This is a genomic window from Caballeronia sp. TF1N1, from assembly GCF_022878925.1.
GTDB lineage: Bacteria > Pseudomonadota > Gammaproteobacteria > Burkholderiales > Burkholderiaceae > Caballeronia.
Window position 1 is genome coordinate 1,338,113 of sequence record NZ_CP084627.1, and the last position, 15,489, is coordinate 1,353,601.

At 63.1% G+C, this 15,489-nt stretch carries 12 protein-coding genes; 4 read left to right on the top strand and 8 right to left on the bottom strand.

Going from position 1 to position 15,489, the window contains the following annotated elements; genetic code table 11:
• Window position 1: 1 nt before the first annotated feature.
• Genes shc through hpnD form a run of 3 tightly spaced genes read right to left on the bottom strand, consistent with a single transcriptional unit; the run spans window position 2 to window position 4,106 of the window.
• Entirely contained in the window at window positions 2-1,981 is a 1,980-nt protein-coding gene (gene shc / locus LDZ28_RS20215; RefSeq protein WP_244828866.1) for a squalene--hopene cyclase, read from the bottom strand.
• A complete protein-coding gene (gene hpnE / locus LDZ28_RS20220) occupies window positions 1,981-3,258 on the bottom strand; it encodes a hydroxysqualene dehydroxylase HpnE (RefSeq protein ID WP_244828867.1) in 1,278 nt (425 codons plus the stop codon). The genes shc and hpnE overlap by 1 nt, the downstream gene beginning before the upstream one ends.
• Window positions 3,258-4,106, bottom strand: a complete 849-nt coding sequence (hpnD, locus tag LDZ28_RS20225; protein WP_244828868.1) for a presqualene diphosphate synthase HpnD — start codon at window positions 4,104-4,106, stop codon at window positions 3,258-3,260. Before hpnD ends, hpnE begins: the two co-directional genes overlap by 1 nt.
• A 482-nt stretch (window positions 4,107-4,588) precedes the next feature.
• Here hpnD and LDZ28_RS20230 point away from each other — a divergent pair, with 482 nt between their 5' ends.
• Window positions 4,589-6,832 (top strand): hybrid sensor histidine kinase/response regulator, encoded by a 2,244-nt coding sequence (locus tag LDZ28_RS20230; protein WP_244828869.1) that lies wholly within the window; start codon window positions 4,589-4,591, stop codon window positions 6,830-6,832.
• Between the two features lie 169 nt (window positions 6,833-7,001).
• Entirely contained in the window at window positions 7,002-8,399 is a 1,398-nt protein-coding gene (locus tag LDZ28_RS20235; RefSeq protein ID WP_244828870.1) for a hypothetical protein, read from the top strand.
• Window positions 8,400-8,469: 70 nt separating this feature from the next.
• Here the strand turns inward: LDZ28_RS20235 and LDZ28_RS20240 are convergent, their stop codons facing one another.
• On the bottom strand, window positions 8,470-9,021 hold the full coding sequence (locus LDZ28_RS20240) for an NADPH-dependent FMN reductase (protein ID WP_244828871.1): 552 nt from the start codon (window positions 9,019-9,021) through the stop codon (window positions 8,470-8,472).
• 724 nt (window positions 9,022-9,745) lie between these two features.
• Here LDZ28_RS20240 and LDZ28_RS20245 point away from each other — a divergent pair.
• Entirely contained in the window at window positions 9,746-9,985 is a 240-nt protein-coding gene (locus LDZ28_RS20245) for a DUF4148 domain-containing protein (protein WP_244828872.1), read from the top strand.
• A gap of 125 nt (window positions 9,986-10,110) precedes the next feature.
• Here LDZ28_RS20245 and LDZ28_RS20250 read toward each other — a convergent pair whose 3' ends face one another.
• Window positions 10,111-11,091: an AEC family transporter gene (locus tag LDZ28_RS20250; protein ID WP_244828873.1), complete on the bottom strand. Its 981-nt coding sequence runs from the start codon at window positions 11,089-11,091 to the stop codon at window positions 10,111-10,113.
• Window positions 11,092-11,593: 502 nt separating this feature from the next.
• Here LDZ28_RS20250 and LDZ28_RS20255 point away from each other — a divergent pair.
• Complete coding sequence (locus LDZ28_RS20255) at window positions 11,594-12,163, top strand: lipocalin family protein (RefSeq protein WP_244828874.1); 570 nt, start codon at window positions 11,594-11,596, stop codon at window positions 12,161-12,163.
• Window positions 12,164-12,169: 6 nt separating this feature from the next.
• On the opposite strand, the gene LDZ28_RS20260 is transcribed toward LDZ28_RS20255, so the two are convergent.
• The 3 genes from LDZ28_RS20260 to LDZ28_RS20270 all read right to left on the bottom strand — a co-directional run bounded on the left by LDZ28_RS20260 (window position 12,170) and on the right by LDZ28_RS20270 (window position 15,291).
• Window positions 12,170-13,393, bottom strand: a complete 1,224-nt coding sequence (locus tag LDZ28_RS20260; protein WP_244828875.1) for a serine hydrolase — start codon at window positions 13,391-13,393, stop codon at window positions 12,170-12,172.
• 78 nt (window positions 13,394-13,471) lie between these two features.
• The gene (locus LDZ28_RS20265; RefSeq protein ID WP_244828876.1) at window positions 13,472-13,726 is read right to left on the bottom strand and encodes a hypothetical protein; all 255 of its coding nucleotides are present in this window, start codon (window positions 13,724-13,726) and stop codon (window positions 13,472-13,474) included.
• Window positions 13,727-13,860: 134 nt separating this feature from the next.
• On the bottom strand, window positions 13,861-15,291 hold the full coding sequence (locus LDZ28_RS20270; RefSeq protein ID WP_244828877.1) for a sigma-54-dependent Fis family transcriptional regulator: 1,431 nt from the start codon (window positions 15,289-15,291) through the stop codon (window positions 13,861-13,863).
• Window positions 15,292-15,489 lie beyond the last annotated feature (198 nt).

The following is a 15,489-nucleotide window of genomic DNA, read 5'->3' on the forward strand; positions in this document are numbered from 1 at the left end:
TTCACACGGCCGCCGTCACGCGCGTCAGGCCTTCACGCGTCATGTTGCGATATCGCGCGAGCGCCCACAGCGGAAAGAACTTGCGATAGCCGTGGTAGCGCAGATAAAACACGCGCGGAAAACCCGTCGCGGTGAAGCGCGTCTCGTCCCACAAACCGTGGCTTTGCTGCGTGCGAACGAGATAGTCGATACCGCGCGCCACCGCCGGGTGCTCGATCTGGCCCGCGGCCATCAGCCCGAGCACGGCCCACGCCGTTTGCGATGCCGTACTCGGCGCCTGTTCGTATCCGCGATAGTCGAGCTTGTAGCTTTCGCCGCCCTCGCCCCAGCCGCCGTCCGCGTTCTGAATGCGAATGAGCCATTCCGCGCCGCGCTTAACGCGCGAGTCGGTAGGCGCCGCGCCGGCCGCGTTCAGCGCGCACAACGCCGACCAGGTGCCGTAGATGTAGTTCATGCCCCAGCGGCCGTACCAGCTTCCGTCACGCTCCTGGTCCCTCACGATGTAGTCGTACGCGCGCCGCGCCGGTTCGCTGTTGGCGGGCGTTTCGCCGAGTTGCGCGAGCATGGAAAGGCAGCGCGCGGAGACATCGACGGTAGGTGGATCGAGCAGCGCGCCGTGGTCCGAAAACGGGATGTTGTTCAAATAGAACTGCGTGTTTTCCGGTTCGAACGCGCCCCAGCCGCCGTCGCTGCTTTGCATGCCGACGACCCATTCGCGTCCGCGCGAGATCGCTTCGGCGTAGATCGCCGAGCCGTTTTCGCGGTCCGCGCGTTCCATGGCCATGGCGACGACGGCGGTGTCGTCGACATCGGGGTAATGCGGGTTGGCGAACTGGAACGCCCAGCCGCCGGGCCGCACGTTCGGCCGGCGTGAAACCCAGTCGCCGCGCGTGTCGAGAATCTGCAGCGGCAAGAGCCATTCGAGACCGCGCCCGACCGCCGCGCGTGCCTTCGGCATGCCGGTTTCGAGCAGCGCATGCGCCACGAGCGACGTATCCCAGACGGGCGATAAACACGGTTGACAGTACGCCTCGCCGTCCTCGGCTTCTTCGATAACGAGCAACTTGTCGAGCGACTTGCGTGCGATCGCGCGATGCGGATGCTCCGGCGGATACCCGAGCACGTCGTACATCATCACGGAATTGGCCATCGCCGGGAAAATGGCGCCTAGGCCGTCTTCGCCGTTCAGTCGCTCATCGACGAAACGCACCGCTTCCTCGATCGCGCGCTGACGGCCCGCTTTCGGGAACGCGTTGTCGGTTGCGCGCAAAACGGTATCGACCACGCGGAAAAAGCCGAACCAGCCGCGGCTCTGATGCGGTGCGCGGCTCGGCATGCCGGTATTGACCGGCGCATCCAGAAACAGCTCGTCGATACGCACGCCACGCGGATTCTTCGCCACCGGCCGCTTCGCATTCAATACGAGCAGCGGCACGATGACCGTGCGCGCCCAATACGAGACCTTCGACAGATGGAACGGGAACCACATCGGCAGACGCGTGATTTCGACGGGCATCATCGGCACCGCGCGCCACGACACGACGCCGAAAAGGGCCAGCAAAATGCGCGTGAACACGTTGACCTTTTCCGCGCCGCCAGCGGCGAGAATCGCGCTCCGGGCGCGCTGCATATGCTCCGCGTCGGGCGAATCGCCGATCATCTTCAGCGCGAAATACGCCTTGACGGTGGCGCTGACGTCCATCGCGCCGTCGGTGAAGAGCGGCCAGCCGCCGTCCGCGCGCTGGATACGGCGCAGATAGCGGCCGATCTTCGCTTCGAGCGTCGTATTCGCTTCCTCGCCGAGATAGTGGACAAGCAGCACGTATTCAGCCGGGATGGTTGCGTCGGCTTCGAGTTCGTACAGCCAGTAGCCTTCGGGATGCTGCGCCGCGAGCAGCGCATCGGTGGCTTCGGTGACGGCATGGTCCAGCGCGGCTTTCGATACCGGCGCGCCCACGGCCGACAGGGATAAATCGTTCATCAGCGTTCCATCGATGGGTTCATCAGCACGTCCGCCGCCTTCTGGCCGGAGCGGATCGCGCCCTCGATCGTCGCGGGCAGACCGGTCGCCGTCCAGTCGCCCGCGAGCGTGAAGTTGTTCCAGCGCGTGCGCGTCGCGGCCCGCAAACCTTCCTGCGACGGCACGGCGGCAAATGTTGCGTGCGGGTCGGCCACGACCTGCCAGGGCGGCATGGGCACGGCGGACATCCGCACCGCGCGCGCCACTTCCTGCCAGACCGTGTGCGCGAGTTCGTCGTGCGGCGTCGCGAGCAAGTGATCCGCGGCAGCGATTGTCGCGCTCAGTCTGCCGTCGTTGGCGAATAGCCAATTAGCCGTGCCGTTGACGAGACAGGTGATCGGCCCGAGATCGGACGGCGCATCGACCGCGAAATGCACAGTGACGATGGCGCGAAACTCGTCCGGCGCGACGAGATCCGGCACGAGGCAACGCGCGGTTTCGGACGGCGTGGCAAGCACGAGACCGTCGCCCGGTGCGAGCACGACCGGCTCGGCGCGATCTTCGAAAGCGATGGAGCTTACCCGTTCCTGCGAATCCGTGCCCGAAAAGGCGATACCTGCCACGCGCGCGCCCAGCCGGATGTCCGCGCCGCCGTACTGCAAAAGCCGCAGCGCGGGTTCGACGAAAGCATGCGCAAGCCCGTTACGCGCGATGAGCGGCCGGCATGCCTGTCCGCCCGCCGCGACCGTCTCGCGCAACAGATTGGCGGCAAGCGCCGCGCTCGCTTCGGCGGGCTCGGTGTTGAGCATGGCGTGCAAGAGCGGGCGCACGAGCGCGTCCCACACGGGGCCCTTGGCGCGCATCGATTCCCCAACGGTGCGGCCCGGCTTCGCAAAGAAGAGCGGCAACAGCGCGAAGTAGTCGGCGGGCTGAGTGTCTGGCGTGCGGGCGTTGGCGTCGAAAATCCAGCGCGGCAGGCGTCCCGGTGACATGCGAATGGTCCACGCCGCGCCATTGGCAAAATCGAAGAAAGGGTAGTCGGGCTGGCTCGGGCCGATGAGCGTATCGGCGGAACCGATCGCACGCAGAAAGCCCAACGCCGCATGGTTGCCCGACAGCAGCAGATGATTGCCGTTGTCGATGGTCGCGCCGAGTCTCACGTCGAAATAGGAACGGCAGCGTCCGCCCGCATGCGCCGCCGCCTCGTGAAGCACGACGCGCGCGCCGCGCCGTTGCGCCTGAACTGCTGCGGCAAGGCCCGCCAGGCCCGCGCCGACGACGTGTACCAGCCGTGACATCAGAGAAGATTGCGCGCGACGATCCACAGCAGCCGCGCACGCGGCGTGCGCACGCGCGTGCGCGGCAGGTCGAAGCCGCGTTTCAGATTGGCGTCGAGCACGGCGTGATACGCCGCCGACATGATGCGCGGCGCGCGCACTTCGTGGCGCGGCGAAGCGGCCATGATCGTGTCCGACTGCGCGTAATGCCCTTTGGCGCGTTCGGCGATGACGGCGCACACGCGCGGCAGGCGCGCATCGGCGACGATACTCGCCGCGTCGCTCGTCGAGATGCCTTCGCGCGCGAGCAGTTCGCGCGGCAGGTAGACGCGGCCGATGCCCGCGTCTTCGTCGATATCGCGCAGGATGTTCGTCAGCTGCAGCGCGCGGCCAAGATGGTGTGCAAGCCGTCGCCCGGCGTCCTCATGCATCCCGAAGATTCTCACCGATAGCCGGCCCACCGCGCTTGCCACGCGGTCGCAATAGAGGTCGAGCGTGGCTTCGTCGGGCGCGACGATGTCGCATGCGGCGTCCATGGCCATGCCGTCGATGACAGCGTGGAAGTCGTCGCGGGAAAGCTGGAAAGCCTGGATGTGACGCGTGAGCGGTTCGAGCGATTTTCGCGGCGCGCCGGCATAGCACGCGTCGATGTCTTCGCGCCAGCGGTCGAGCGCGATTGCGCGTTCGCGGCGCGGCAAGTTGCCTTCGTCGGCGATATCGTCGACCGCGCGGCAAAAAGCGTAGATCTGATACATCGCGTCCCGCTGGTCGGCGGGCAGGATGCGCATCGCGAGATAAAACGAGCTGCCGGATGACGCCTTCGCGGCATCGGGAGCAGATTCGTCAGCGATGGTGTGGGAAACGGCCAAGACGGACTCCGCGAGTTCTTTCGCTATCGCGCCCCGAGGGCGAATTGTTGGATGACGCCAGCCTCGACGATTCCGGGTGCGCGCGGAACGGCTTGGCGCTGAGTGGATCGAGTCGATGAGTGCCGGCGGGCCGGTGGCAAGTACGCCGGAAGCGGCAAAGAGTATAACAATTCTTTGGCGATCGAGCCTGCGCCTTGACCGGCGTGGCTTTCAGCGGCGTGGCTTTCAGCGGCGTTACTTGCACGTGTGACGCGAGCGCTTGCATGCGGCGGCATCGTATTTACCTGCATACCCTCCTCTCTGGTAATGTCGCTAGTCCTGCGCGCACGCACGTTCTAAACCCAAATCGGCATTCTTCGTGCTTGCCCGAACCGGTTACTCCACAGCCCTATCCGTTCAAGTGCTTTGGAACACTGTGAACGAAGCGTTCAACGCTTCGAACGACACGCGCGCGCGTAAAGTTTTCCACTTCGCTGCCAAATATGACGCTGCAACGTGAGGAGTCCGACGCCGATCCTGCCGCCGAACAGAGGCAGGATGAACCGCCATTCCCGGTGGTTCCCGAGCGCAACTTCGCCGCACAGCGCCTGACGCTTTATGCGTTCCTCGTCGCCGCCATTCTGCTGCCCTGCATTTACGTGGCAGTCACCGCATACACCGACTACCACGACCGCGAGGCGCTCGCCGCCGAAACCGTCGCCCGCAATGCACGCGTCGCCGAAGAGCACGCGCTCAAGGTCTTCGATCTCAACGTCACGCTGAACGAACGTATCGTCGATCTGCTCGATGGACTCGACGACGAACCGATCCGCCGCGACAGTCGTCTGATCCACGACCGTCTCAAGATGATGAGCAACAACTATCAGCAAGTCGCTGCCGTTTCGGTGTTCGGCGCCGACGGCAAGCTGCTCGTGACGAGCCGCACCTGGCCGACGCCCGATGTGTCCGTCGCGACGCGCGAGGACTTCGGTGGCATGCGCGACGACCGCAGCATCGAACAGATTTCGCGCGTGATGCTCGGGCGCGTGGCGGGCGAACAAGTCTTCAACACGGCGGTCGTGCGACGCACCGACAAGGGCAAGTTCAACGGCATCGTGTCGATTGCGCTGCGTCCTGCTTATTTCAACGCGTTCTATCGCGAGCTCCTCGGCGACAGTCCGACCGTTTCGCTCGGCCTTGCACGCAGCGATGGCGAAGTGCTCGCGTGGTATCCGCAACGGCCGCCCGACCGCATGGCGCTCGCGGCCAGTTCGCCCTTGCGCGAGGCATATCGCGCGGGACGGCGCAGCGGCGTCGTGGAGATGATGTCCGGGCTCGACAACGAGCTGAAAATCGTCGCGTTCCGCAGGGTCGGCGGCTATCCGGTCTATGTGTCGAGCGGCTATCCGATCTCCACGTTATGGGCCGAGTGGTATCGGCATTTGAGCGTGCTCGCGTTGTCGATTTTCGCGCCTTGCATCGTGCTGTGGGGCGTCATCGGGCAATCGCTGCGGCGTCTCGCCATCGAGGAAGAAGCGTGGGAACGCTGGCAAGCCGAAGCGTCGATGCGGCGCTCGATCGAATCCGCCTACCGGCAGGCGCGCAAGATGGAAGCGCTCGGCAATCTCGTCGGCAGCGTGGCGCACGACTTCAACAATCTGCTGATGATCGTCTCGACCAACGTGCAGATCGCGCGACGGCGCGGCGCGCCCGGTCTTGAACGTGAACTCTCCGCGATGGAACGCGCGCTCAAGAGCGGACAGTCGCTCACGCGGCAGTTGCTCGGCGTGGCGCGCAAGCAGCCATTGCGCAGCGAAACCATTGCCATCGGCAAATGGGTGCCGGCGGGGCGCGAACTGCTGCGCGCGTCGCTTGGCGCGAAGGTCGCGCTCCACGTCGAAGTGACCGCGGATGTCTGGCCCGTGCGCGTCGACCCCGCCGAGTTGGAGCTTGCGCTCATCAACGTCGCGGTCAACGCGCGCGACGCGATGCCAAGCGGCGGCACGTTCACCGTGCGCGCCGACAACGTGCGCTTCCGTCACGAAGACGGCTTTCCGATCACCGGCGATTTCGTTCAGGTCACGCTGGAAGACACGGGCTTCGGCATGAGTTCCGAAGTATTGGGCCGCGCATTCGAGCCGCTTTTCACGACCAAGCCGAAAGGCATGGGCACCGGTCTCGGCTTGCCGCAGGTGTTTGCGTTTTGCGAGCGCGCGGGCGGACTCGCGACTATCGACAGCGCAATCGGCGCGGGCACGGCGGTGCGTCTTTATCTGCCGCGCGCGGCCGCTGAGGCCGAGGCCAACGCGGCGGTAAAAGACGAACCCGCCGTGGTCAAGGAGACCGAAGGCTTGCGCGTGTTGCTCGTCGAGGACAACGAGGAAGTGGCCGCCGGCACGGAGGCGCTGCTCGCCATGATGGGTCATCACGTGAGCTACGTATTCAACGCCGATACCGCCGTCACCGTGCTCGAAGGCGCGCGCGAAGCGTCCGAATTTCCCTTCGATGTCGTGCTCTCCGACATTCACATGCCGGGCAAGATGAGCGGCATCGACCTTGCGGAAATGCTGCAACGCTTCGAGCCGCGCATCCCCGTGATTCTCGTCACGGGTTATGCGGAAGAACTGGACCGCGCCCGTCACGTCGATGCGCGCGTGCTGTCTAAACCATTCGATATCGCGCTGCTCGACGCCTTGCTGCACGAGATTCGCGAACGTCTCAACGAAGCTCGGGCAATCGGCCGCTGATCTGCTTTTTGTACCAGTTTTGTAAAAGCGCCTTGCGTGATCCATCGCTGCGAGCCTTGCCAGACGCGCCACGGCGCATCCGGCACGCTCGTTGCGTGATGGGCAAACATGCACGGCAACCTCGCAACGTTGCCGATTTCGAAGTTCCGCCCATCCGCAGGAGGCGTATATGCGACACACCGTCATCGGAGTTTTCGACACCTACGCGCAGGCCGAGGACGCACGCTCGGCCCTCGTTACAGCGGGCTTCCCGCGCGCTGATATCGAGTTGCAAGCGAATCCAAAACGCGACGATGCCGCCGAGCCGTCCGTCATGCCCGATGCCCAATCGCACGCCGAACCAGGCGTGCTGGCGAACATCGAGCGCTTTTTCAGCATGCTTTTCGGCGGGCGCGATCACCCGCCAGAAGTCGCGCATTATTCGGAAGCCGTGCGTCGTGGCGCAGTGCTCGTAGCCGTCGATACCCCGAGCGAAGAGCAAGCCGATGTCGCCCGCGCGACGCTTGCGGATCAAGGCGCGATCGATATCGATGAGCGCGCCGCAAGCTGGTCCACGCTCGAACACGGCACCGCGATGCCGCAAGCCGGCGTGGATGACCGCGATCATTCGATACTCGACGAACTGGGACTCGGACGCGGCAGTGCAGTGCCGGGCCGCGAGCCGGTGAACGATGCGCGCATGGACGCAACGCGCGCCCGCGCTTATCCGCGCACCGACGCAGCAAGCCCGGCTACAGGCGCCGCCGCCGATCCGCTGCTCGACCCGCTTGCCGATCCGCTCGGCGACCCGTTGACGCGCCGCGATGCCGCCGCACTGGGTGCACGCGACTTCGTGAGCGACCCGGCAGACGATTCGCTGATGCCGCATGCCGGCACGACGCGTCACGAGACGACGCAGTACACGCAAGTCGAGACGCGCACCGCCGCCGATCCGCTTTCGGGACGCGATCCCGTCACTGGCCGCGATCCGCTCGCCACCACTGGCATGGACCCGCTCGCTGCCCGCGACCCGCTGACCGGCACTCCAGCCGACCCGCTCGCCGCCCGTGACGAACTCTCGGGCGAATCGCTTTCGGAGCGCGACGCTCTTGCCGGTCGCGATCCGCTGCGTTCGGGCAACATGGGCGATCCTCTGCCCGGCGTACGTACCGATAACGCCGCCGACTGGCGTCCGGTCGAACCGCTGAGCCCGCTCGACGAACCCGCGCAGATTCGAAGCGGCACGCTGAGTCAAAGCCAGTCGCAATCGATGGGCGCGATGGGTTCATCGGCTGGAACGGCTGCTGTGCCGAACGAGTACATGGAATATGAGGAAGACTTCCGCGCCGACTACGACACCCGCTACGCTGCAACCGGCGAGCCGTACGAGGATTATCAAGGCGCGTATCGGTACGGCGCCACGCTCGGCAACGACGACCGCTTCCGCAGCCGCGCGTGGGACGATCAGATGGAATATGAGATGCGCCGTGAGTGGGAGACGCGCCATCCGGAAGACGGAACCTGGGAGCGCTTCAAGGCTGCCGTGCGTCATGGTTGGGATCGCGTGACGGGACATCATCACGTCTAAGTGCAAAACGCTTCACGCAATAACGAATCGGCTCGCACGCGCGGGCCGATTCGTTTTGGAACACGCCTTCTTATCCGGCGATTTTCTTGACCCACGCGACGTATTTATCGACGAAGGTTTGCAGATACTTGCGCGTGTCGTCGCTGACGATTGCGCCGTTCGCATCGATACGCGAGTCATCGTGCTTGATGTACATCTCGGGCTGACCGAGCATCGCAATGTCGAGATACGCGCACACGCCACGCAGATGCGACTGCGCGATAGCCGTACCGATCGCGCCCACCGAGGTGCCGATCACCGCGCCCGGCTTGCCGCCCCAGGCGCTTTGGCCCCACGGCCGCGAACCCCAATCGATCGCATTCTTGAGCACGCCCGGAATCGAGCGGTTGTATTCCGGCGTGACGAAAAGGAGCGCGTCTGCTTCCGAGATCTTCTGCTTGAATTTCACCGCGACTTCGGGATAGTCGCTGTCGTAGTCCTGGCTGTACAACGGCAGGCTGGCGATATCGAGATGCTCGAACGAGAAATCTTCCGGTGCGAGCGATTCGACTGCGTGCGCAAGCCGCCGGTTGAACGACTCCCGTCGCAGACTTCCGACGACCACCGCAATCTTGTAGGCCATGAGGTTTTGCTCCATGAAGGATGCCAACAAATCCGCGTGCGAAAACACGACGCGGCTTCGAGTCAACATCATAGGCGAGCCGTCTGACCGCCGTCACGAACCAAACAGACTGCCTATTTTTGCGATGATTTGAGCAACCCAGTTCCCCCCGCATTGTTGCGAGGTTTGTGGCCGATTATCCCCACTGTTATCCACAGAAACTGTGGATAACTCGGTGTTTGCCGAAAAGATGGTTCGAAAATGTTACTTTGACGAAACATTCCCGCGATAAGAGCATGATTTCAGTGCGTTCACCCGCTGCGCCTCGGCAGATCAGTGGCCGAAAAACACGCTGCATTGCGATGCGGGACCTTGGCACGATGTCGGATTCGAATCGGCGGCTTGCGCTGCGCCGACTGCCGAAAAAAGGGCCAGCGACGCGAGGACAGCAGAAAGAATGCGCTTCATTTGACATCTCCAGATGAGTGTTTGGCCGACCGTGTTCGATCGATGCCGTGACTCTATCTATGAAGCATCCGCATAAAAAGCCCACAAAACTCAATTTATTCTTACCAGCATGGTAAGAATCGCGCTTGGTAACACCCACCAACCGGCGATTCGTGCGCCAGCATTCAACCATTCCCGACAACAATGTGTTGGCTCAATGGGTATTTTTGTCCAATAGGAAAACTCCTAAACTTTTCTCAAGCGTCAACCGGACGCAAGCGAATCCAGGAGTTCTTCCATGAAAAACACATTTATCGGCGGCCTGCTCATCTCGGCGCTTTTTGCAACGGCTCCGGCCTTCGCTCAATCAACTTACGGTGCAAAGTCGCGTGCGGAAGTGAAAGCGGAACTGGCGAGCGCCCGTCGCGCGGGCGATCTCGAAGCGGTCAACGCATTGAGCTATCCGCAACTGCGGCCGTATCAGGAACGTCATGCGCAAGTGCGAGCCAACACTCGCAACGATGGCAGCGCACAGTAATTTAGGACAGGTAGAACAAACCGGCCCTCCTCCACCATCGAACAGAAGGTGGCTTTGCCCGACGCCCGCGCGCCGGGCATTTTTTATCGCGGGCGAGCGACGGGTCGAATGCGGGCGAAGCCGGTTCAAAGCAGCACAGTCAGACAGAGCGTCACGGTGACTAGCGAAAGCACCGTGGAAAACAGAATAGCGCTCGAAGTGACGCCGCCATCGCGTCGATAAAACTCCGCGAGCATGAACGGACCGGTGCCGGTTGGCAGCGCGCTCAAAATCACGGCGGTCTTCGACCATAGCGGCGGCATGCTGAAGACATGAAACGCCAGCCAGTAAGTCAGCAAGGGCTGCGCGATCAATTTGAGCGTGACGAGTGCGCCCGTCGTTCGAAGACTGCGCGCCTCGCCTTTCGCGCCGAGAAAGAGTCCGAGCGCAACCAGCGCACAAGGACTCGCCGCGCCGCCCAGCAGCTTTAGAAATGCTTCGGCGCCATCCGGCACGTGCGCGCCCGAACCGCTCAGCAACGTGCCCGCAAGCGGCGCGATCAAAAGAGGGTTCTTGCCAAGCGACTTCGCCACGCGCCATAGCGTCCAGAAGATGTGCTTTTCGCTTTGCAAGCCGAGTTCGATCAGCACGATCGCCACCGCGAACAGCACGCACACAGTGATGATCGTTGCGATGACGGCGGGCGCGAGACTTTCCTTGCCGAACGCCAGCAAACAAAGCGGCAAGCCGACGAAACCGGTATTCGCATAAGCAGCGTTGAGTCCGTCGATGCTGGCATCGGCGAGCGGACGCGCACGCATGAGCCGCGCGATAAGCGTAAGCACGAACACCACGGCAGACCCGATGCCGAACACCGCGATGAACGCCGGTTGATCGAGCATGCTCCACGGCGTCCTGGACATCGTGTCGAAGAGCAACGCGGGCAACGCGAGATAGACGACGAAGCGGTTCAGTTCCGATGCGGCGGCGGGACCGAGCTTGTTGAGCTTGCGGCACGCGTAGCCCGCGAAGATGAGTCCGAAGACCGGCAGGATGATGGTGAAAAGCGGCGTGAGAAGCGAAGACAGCGAAGAGAAAGCGAAATGCAGATGATCCGGCGATGGCATGACAAGGCTTCAACAGAAAAGAGCCGAGAGAATACCCGCTGTCAAAAAGGTGAGGCATTTCGGGAGCTGCGTGATGGTGAGCCGCGAGAGCCGCCCAAGGCTCACGCCTCAAAGTTTATCCGTACCGCGAAACGTTTTAATGTGCTCTAAGTTCTTTCGGCAAGCCATTGTTCTGTAACGTTTTCACCTTGACGTCGAAAAATGCCAACCAGCACGCCGATTCGACACTGGAAGACCGCTGATGCGCTCCGTCCGTACAGCCGTTTGCCTGAGGTGAGCGAATACAGGAGCGCGTCAAAACGACTAGTCGAATCGACCTCGGCATAGCTTTCGACGAACGAAAAACGATATGGGACAAGGAGTTGCCTTCTATGCCGCAACCTCGGGAGACATGCAAAACCCTCTTCTGACGCTCGAAAGGTGAGGCTTTCCGGGAGTGCAAAAACATCGGAATGAAGTTTGCTCAATGCTAGGTCTTCGCAATCAAAAGCAGACGCGCAACATGAAAATCAGAAGTCCATGGATCTACGGCGCCGCTGCGCTCATCACGCTTGGCGGCGTTGCGGCGCTTGCGGCATGCGCCACGAACGGCGCACGCAAGAGCGGCAACGAGAACGTGCCCGAGCCTTCGAAGGCTGTCGATCTCGATCGATACCTCGGCCACTGGCATGAGTTCGCCCGCTACGAAAACCGCTTCGAACGCGGCTGCGAAGGCGTGACCGCGAACTATGCGCGTCGCGAAGACGGGCTCGTCTCGGTCATCAACGCATGCCACGAAGGCGGCTTGAGCGGGCCATATAAAACATCGGAAGGACGCGCGAAGATCGTTCCGGGATCGAACGGAACGAAGCTGAAGGTGTCGTTTTTCGGGCCGTTCTATGTCGGCGACTATTGGATTCTCGATCACGCCGACGACTACAGCTGGTCCATCGTCGGCGAACCGACCGGCCGCTATCTGTGGATTCTGACGCGCGACGCGCGGCCATCGCCCGATATGCGGCGCTCGCTGATTGAGCGCACGCGCGCACTCGGCTACGACGTGACGATGCTGCGGGAGACGCAGCAAAGCTGACAACGGTCAGTCGTCGATAGCCGCATACACGAGCCGCTCGTACTCGCGCGCGAGCGGGAACGGTTCGAGCGCACGCCGCTGAATGAGCATGATGCCGATCATGTCCTCGACGGGATCGGCAAACCAGCTTGTTCCAAGCGCGCCCGGCCAACTGAACGAACCCGTCGAACGATATCCCGCGGGCAACTGAAACGCCGGATTGTCGACAACCGACAGCCCGAGGCCGAAACCCTGCGCGCGCCACAATGGATAGCCGAACGCCGGGATCTCGCGCTGCGCAGGCGTGAGAAAGTTAGAGCGCATCAAGTCGACGGACTTGTGCGACAGAAGCCGCGGACCTGCTGCGCGCTCTTTAGCATCGCCTTGCAGACGGCCGCGTCCAAGCAACACACGCGCGAAACGCAGATAGTCGTCGGCGGTGGACACGAGCCCGCCGCCACCGCTTTGATAACGCGCGGCGTCGATCCAACGGCTCGTCGAAGGATGATCCTCCACCACTGGTTGCGCGCCCGGGGAATCGACGACATAGGACGTCGCAAGCCGCGTCGCCTGTTCGGGCGTCACGGCAAAAGCCGTGTCGTGCATGCCAAGCGGCTCGAAGATGCGCGTGCGGAAGAACTCGCCGAGCGGCATGCCTGACACGCGCTGCACCAGCGCGCCGAGTACATCCGTGGACACGCCGTACTGCCAGCGCTCGCCGGGATGAAACATCAACGGAATTCTGGCGACGTGTTCCAGCCAACTCGCGGGATCGACCATCGCATCGAAGCCGTTGAATACGCTCTCGTACGCGGCGGCGAGTTCGCCCGTCGCGGTGAAGTGATATGCGAAGCCCGCGCGATGCGTGAGCAAGTCGAGCAGCGTGATTTGCGTGCGCGCCGGCTCGGTCTGCGAGAGCGGGCCTTCGGGGTCGAGCATCACCTGCACGTTCGCCAGTTCGGGCAACCACTTCGCCACCGGCGCTTCGAGCGCAAGACGGCCTTCCTCGACCAGCATGAGCGCGGCGACGCTCGTCACCGGCTTGGTCATCGACGCAATGCGAAACAGCGTGTCGCGCGTCATCGGGGTGCGCGTGCCGGTGTCGCGCCAGCCGAGCGCATCCACTTGTGCAATCTCGCCGCGCCGCCAGGTGAGCGTGACGATGCCCGCGACCTCACCGGAATCGACGAAGCGTTGCATGGCGGCGCGCATTTCGGCAAGGCGCGCGGAATCGAAACCGGCGTTGGACATCGGTGCTCCTTCGAAGAACAGAGAAAGACGCCGCATGCGGCATCACGCTTCGATGAGGAAGCGCGCGACGGGTTCCAGCTAGTTTGCCTTGCAGGCGATCAACAAGCCGTTCTGGTTGTCGGCGCTGGATTGTTCGAGCACGTCGTAGCCGCCCGGGCAGGCGACCTTCGCGTTGTCGGTGCAAAGACGCCAGCCACCGTAGGCCGGGCATTGCACGAGCTGAGTGGGACGGCCATCGGCTGAGAAAAGAGGCGGCGCGCTGCTGCATCCGGCGAGTGCCCATGCACTCGCGGCGAGCATCACGGAAAAGCCGATCGCAGTGCCGAGTTTCATCCCTTACCCCTTGTTTTCAGTCGTTATTTTCAATGTCGATGCCTTCGCGAGTATGCCACGCCGGCCTTTCGCGACGATTGCCGCAAATGTGCGCGCGCTCACGTTTGACACAATCTCACATGCCTTTACATGTCCTATACGTCGATGCCCAACGCGGCGATCTTCTTGTAAAGCGTCGCCCGCCCGATACCGATGCGTTCCGCCGTTTCCGCCACGCGGCCATTGTTCGCGCGCAGGGCGTCGGACAGAAAGCGACGTTCAAAGTCGGTCATCGCGGCGGCATAGGGCATGGACGCGCTTTCGACTGGCGGCGCGGGCGCGGCCGGTGTCGAATCGATGAAGCCTGCGAGCGCGCGGGCATCGATATGTTCGCTATCGGAAAGCATGAGTGCGCGTTCGAGCGTGTTGCGAAGCTCGCGCACGTTGCCCGGCCAGGCGTAACCGGCTAGCAGCCGCAGCGCGTTTTCATGCAGCACGAACTGGCGGATGCGGCCCGTGCGCGCCTCGCCCGACAGGTCTTCGAGAATGGCATAGGCGAGCGCTTCGATATCGCCCGGACGCTCGCGCAAAGGCGGCGCGTGAATGGTCAGCACGTTCAGGCGATAGAACAGGTCCGCGCGAAAGCGCCCCGCCGCGACGAGCGCGGGCAGATCGGCGGAAGTCGCGGCGATGATGCGAACGTCCGCCCGCACGATGCGGTTCGACCCGAGCGGCTCGAATTCCTTGTCCTGCAGCACGCGCAAGAGCTTGCCCTGCAACGGCAGCGGCATGTCGCCGATTTCGTCGAGGAACAGCGTGCCGCCATCGGCGAGTTCGAATTTGCCGACGCGTCCCTTGCGCTCCACGCCGGTATACGCGCCAGGCGCCGCGCCGAAGAACTCGACTTCGAGCAAGGTATCGGGAATCGCGGCCACGTTGACGGTGACGAGCGGCTTCGCGGCGCGTGTCGAGGCACCGTGGATCGCGTGTGCAAGCAGCTCCTTGCCGGTGCCGGTTTCGCCGAGCAGCAAGACCGGCGAGTCGACGAGCGCCGCGCGCCGTGCTTGCCGCTTCACTTCGAGACTCACCGCACTCGTGCCGACGAAGCTCGCGAAGGTGTACTTGGCGCGCCGCGCCTGCGCGAGCGACTGGCGCGTCGCGATGAGTTCCTGCTGCACGCGCGAGTAATGCGCGAAAAGCGGCGTGAGCGCTTTCATCTCGTCGAAGAGCGCGAAGCCGATGGCGCCAACGGTCGCGCCCTGCTCGTCCTTCAGCGGCAAACGCGTGACGACGAGCGGTTCGCGGTCGGTCTCCAGCACGTCGAGCAGAATCGGCTTGCCGGTCGCGACGACTTCGCGCATCAGGCTATTGGGAATGACCGCTTCGCAATCGAGGCCGATCACGTCGGTGGGATCGGGGAAACCGAAGCGCGCCGCGTAGCGCTTGTTGATCCAGACGACGCGGGCGTCCGCATCGACGATGAAGGTGCCTTCGCTCAAATTTTCGAAGGTCTTGAAAAGCGATTCCATCGCGCGGCGCATGACGTCGCTATAGTCCAGGGGAACGTTGATCCAGTCGTTGAGCATGCTGCGTTTGTCTCCGATATCTCTTTATCGAGACAGGATATCTCAAACGGGAGACTGCCTGCATTGGGGCAATCTGCTAGGCTTCGAGGCGCGTGCCCGACCGTGACGCCCGAGAGTTTGTCTCGGCACAGAGACATTCCGAACGGATTTTCCGCCTTCATGCATGGTCAACGAGCGTAAAGCCCGGTGACTACGCGG

Bases quoted from the DNA above. Each gene is read 5' to 3' on its own strand.
- shc (WP_244828866.1), bottom strand. From the start codon at position 1,981: ATGAACGATTTATCCCTGTCGGCCGTGGGCGCGCCGGTATCGAAAGCC.
- hpnE (WP_244828867.1), bottom strand. From the start codon at position 3,258: ATGTCACGGCTGGTACACGTCGTCGGCGCGGGCCTGGCGGGCCTTGCC.
- LDZ28_RS20230 (WP_244828869.1), top strand. From the start codon at position 4,589: ATGACGCTGCAACGTGAGGAGTCCGACGCCGATCCTGCCGCCGAACAG.
- LDZ28_RS20235 (WP_244828870.1), top strand. From the start codon at position 7,002: ATGCGACACACCGTCATCGGAGTTTTCGACACCTACGCGCAGGCCGAG.
- LDZ28_RS20240 (WP_244828871.1), bottom strand. From the start codon at position 9,021: ATGGCCTACAAGATTGCGGTGGTCGTCGGAAGTCTGCGACGGGAGTCG.
- LDZ28_RS20245 (WP_244828872.1), top strand. From the start codon at position 9,746: ATGAAAAACACATTTATCGGCGGCCTGCTCATCTCGGCGCTTTTTGCA.
- LDZ28_RS20250 (WP_244828873.1), bottom strand. From the start codon at position 11,091: ATGCCATCGCCGGATCATCTGCATTTCGCTTTCTCTTCGCTGTCTTCG.
- LDZ28_RS20255 (WP_244828874.1), top strand. From the start codon at position 11,594: ATGAAAATCAGAAGTCCATGGATCTACGGCGCCGCTGCGCTCATCACG.
- LDZ28_RS20260 (WP_244828875.1), bottom strand. From the start codon at position 13,393: ATGTCCAACGCCGGTTTCGATTCCGCGCGCCTTGCCGAAATGCGCGCC.
- LDZ28_RS20265 (WP_244828876.1), bottom strand. From the start codon at position 13,726: ATGAAACTCGGCACTGCGATCGGCTTTTCCGTGATGCTCGCCGCGAGT.
- LDZ28_RS20270 (WP_244828877.1), bottom strand. From the start codon at position 15,291: ATGCTCAACGACTGGATCAACGTTCCCCTGGACTATAGCGACGTCATG.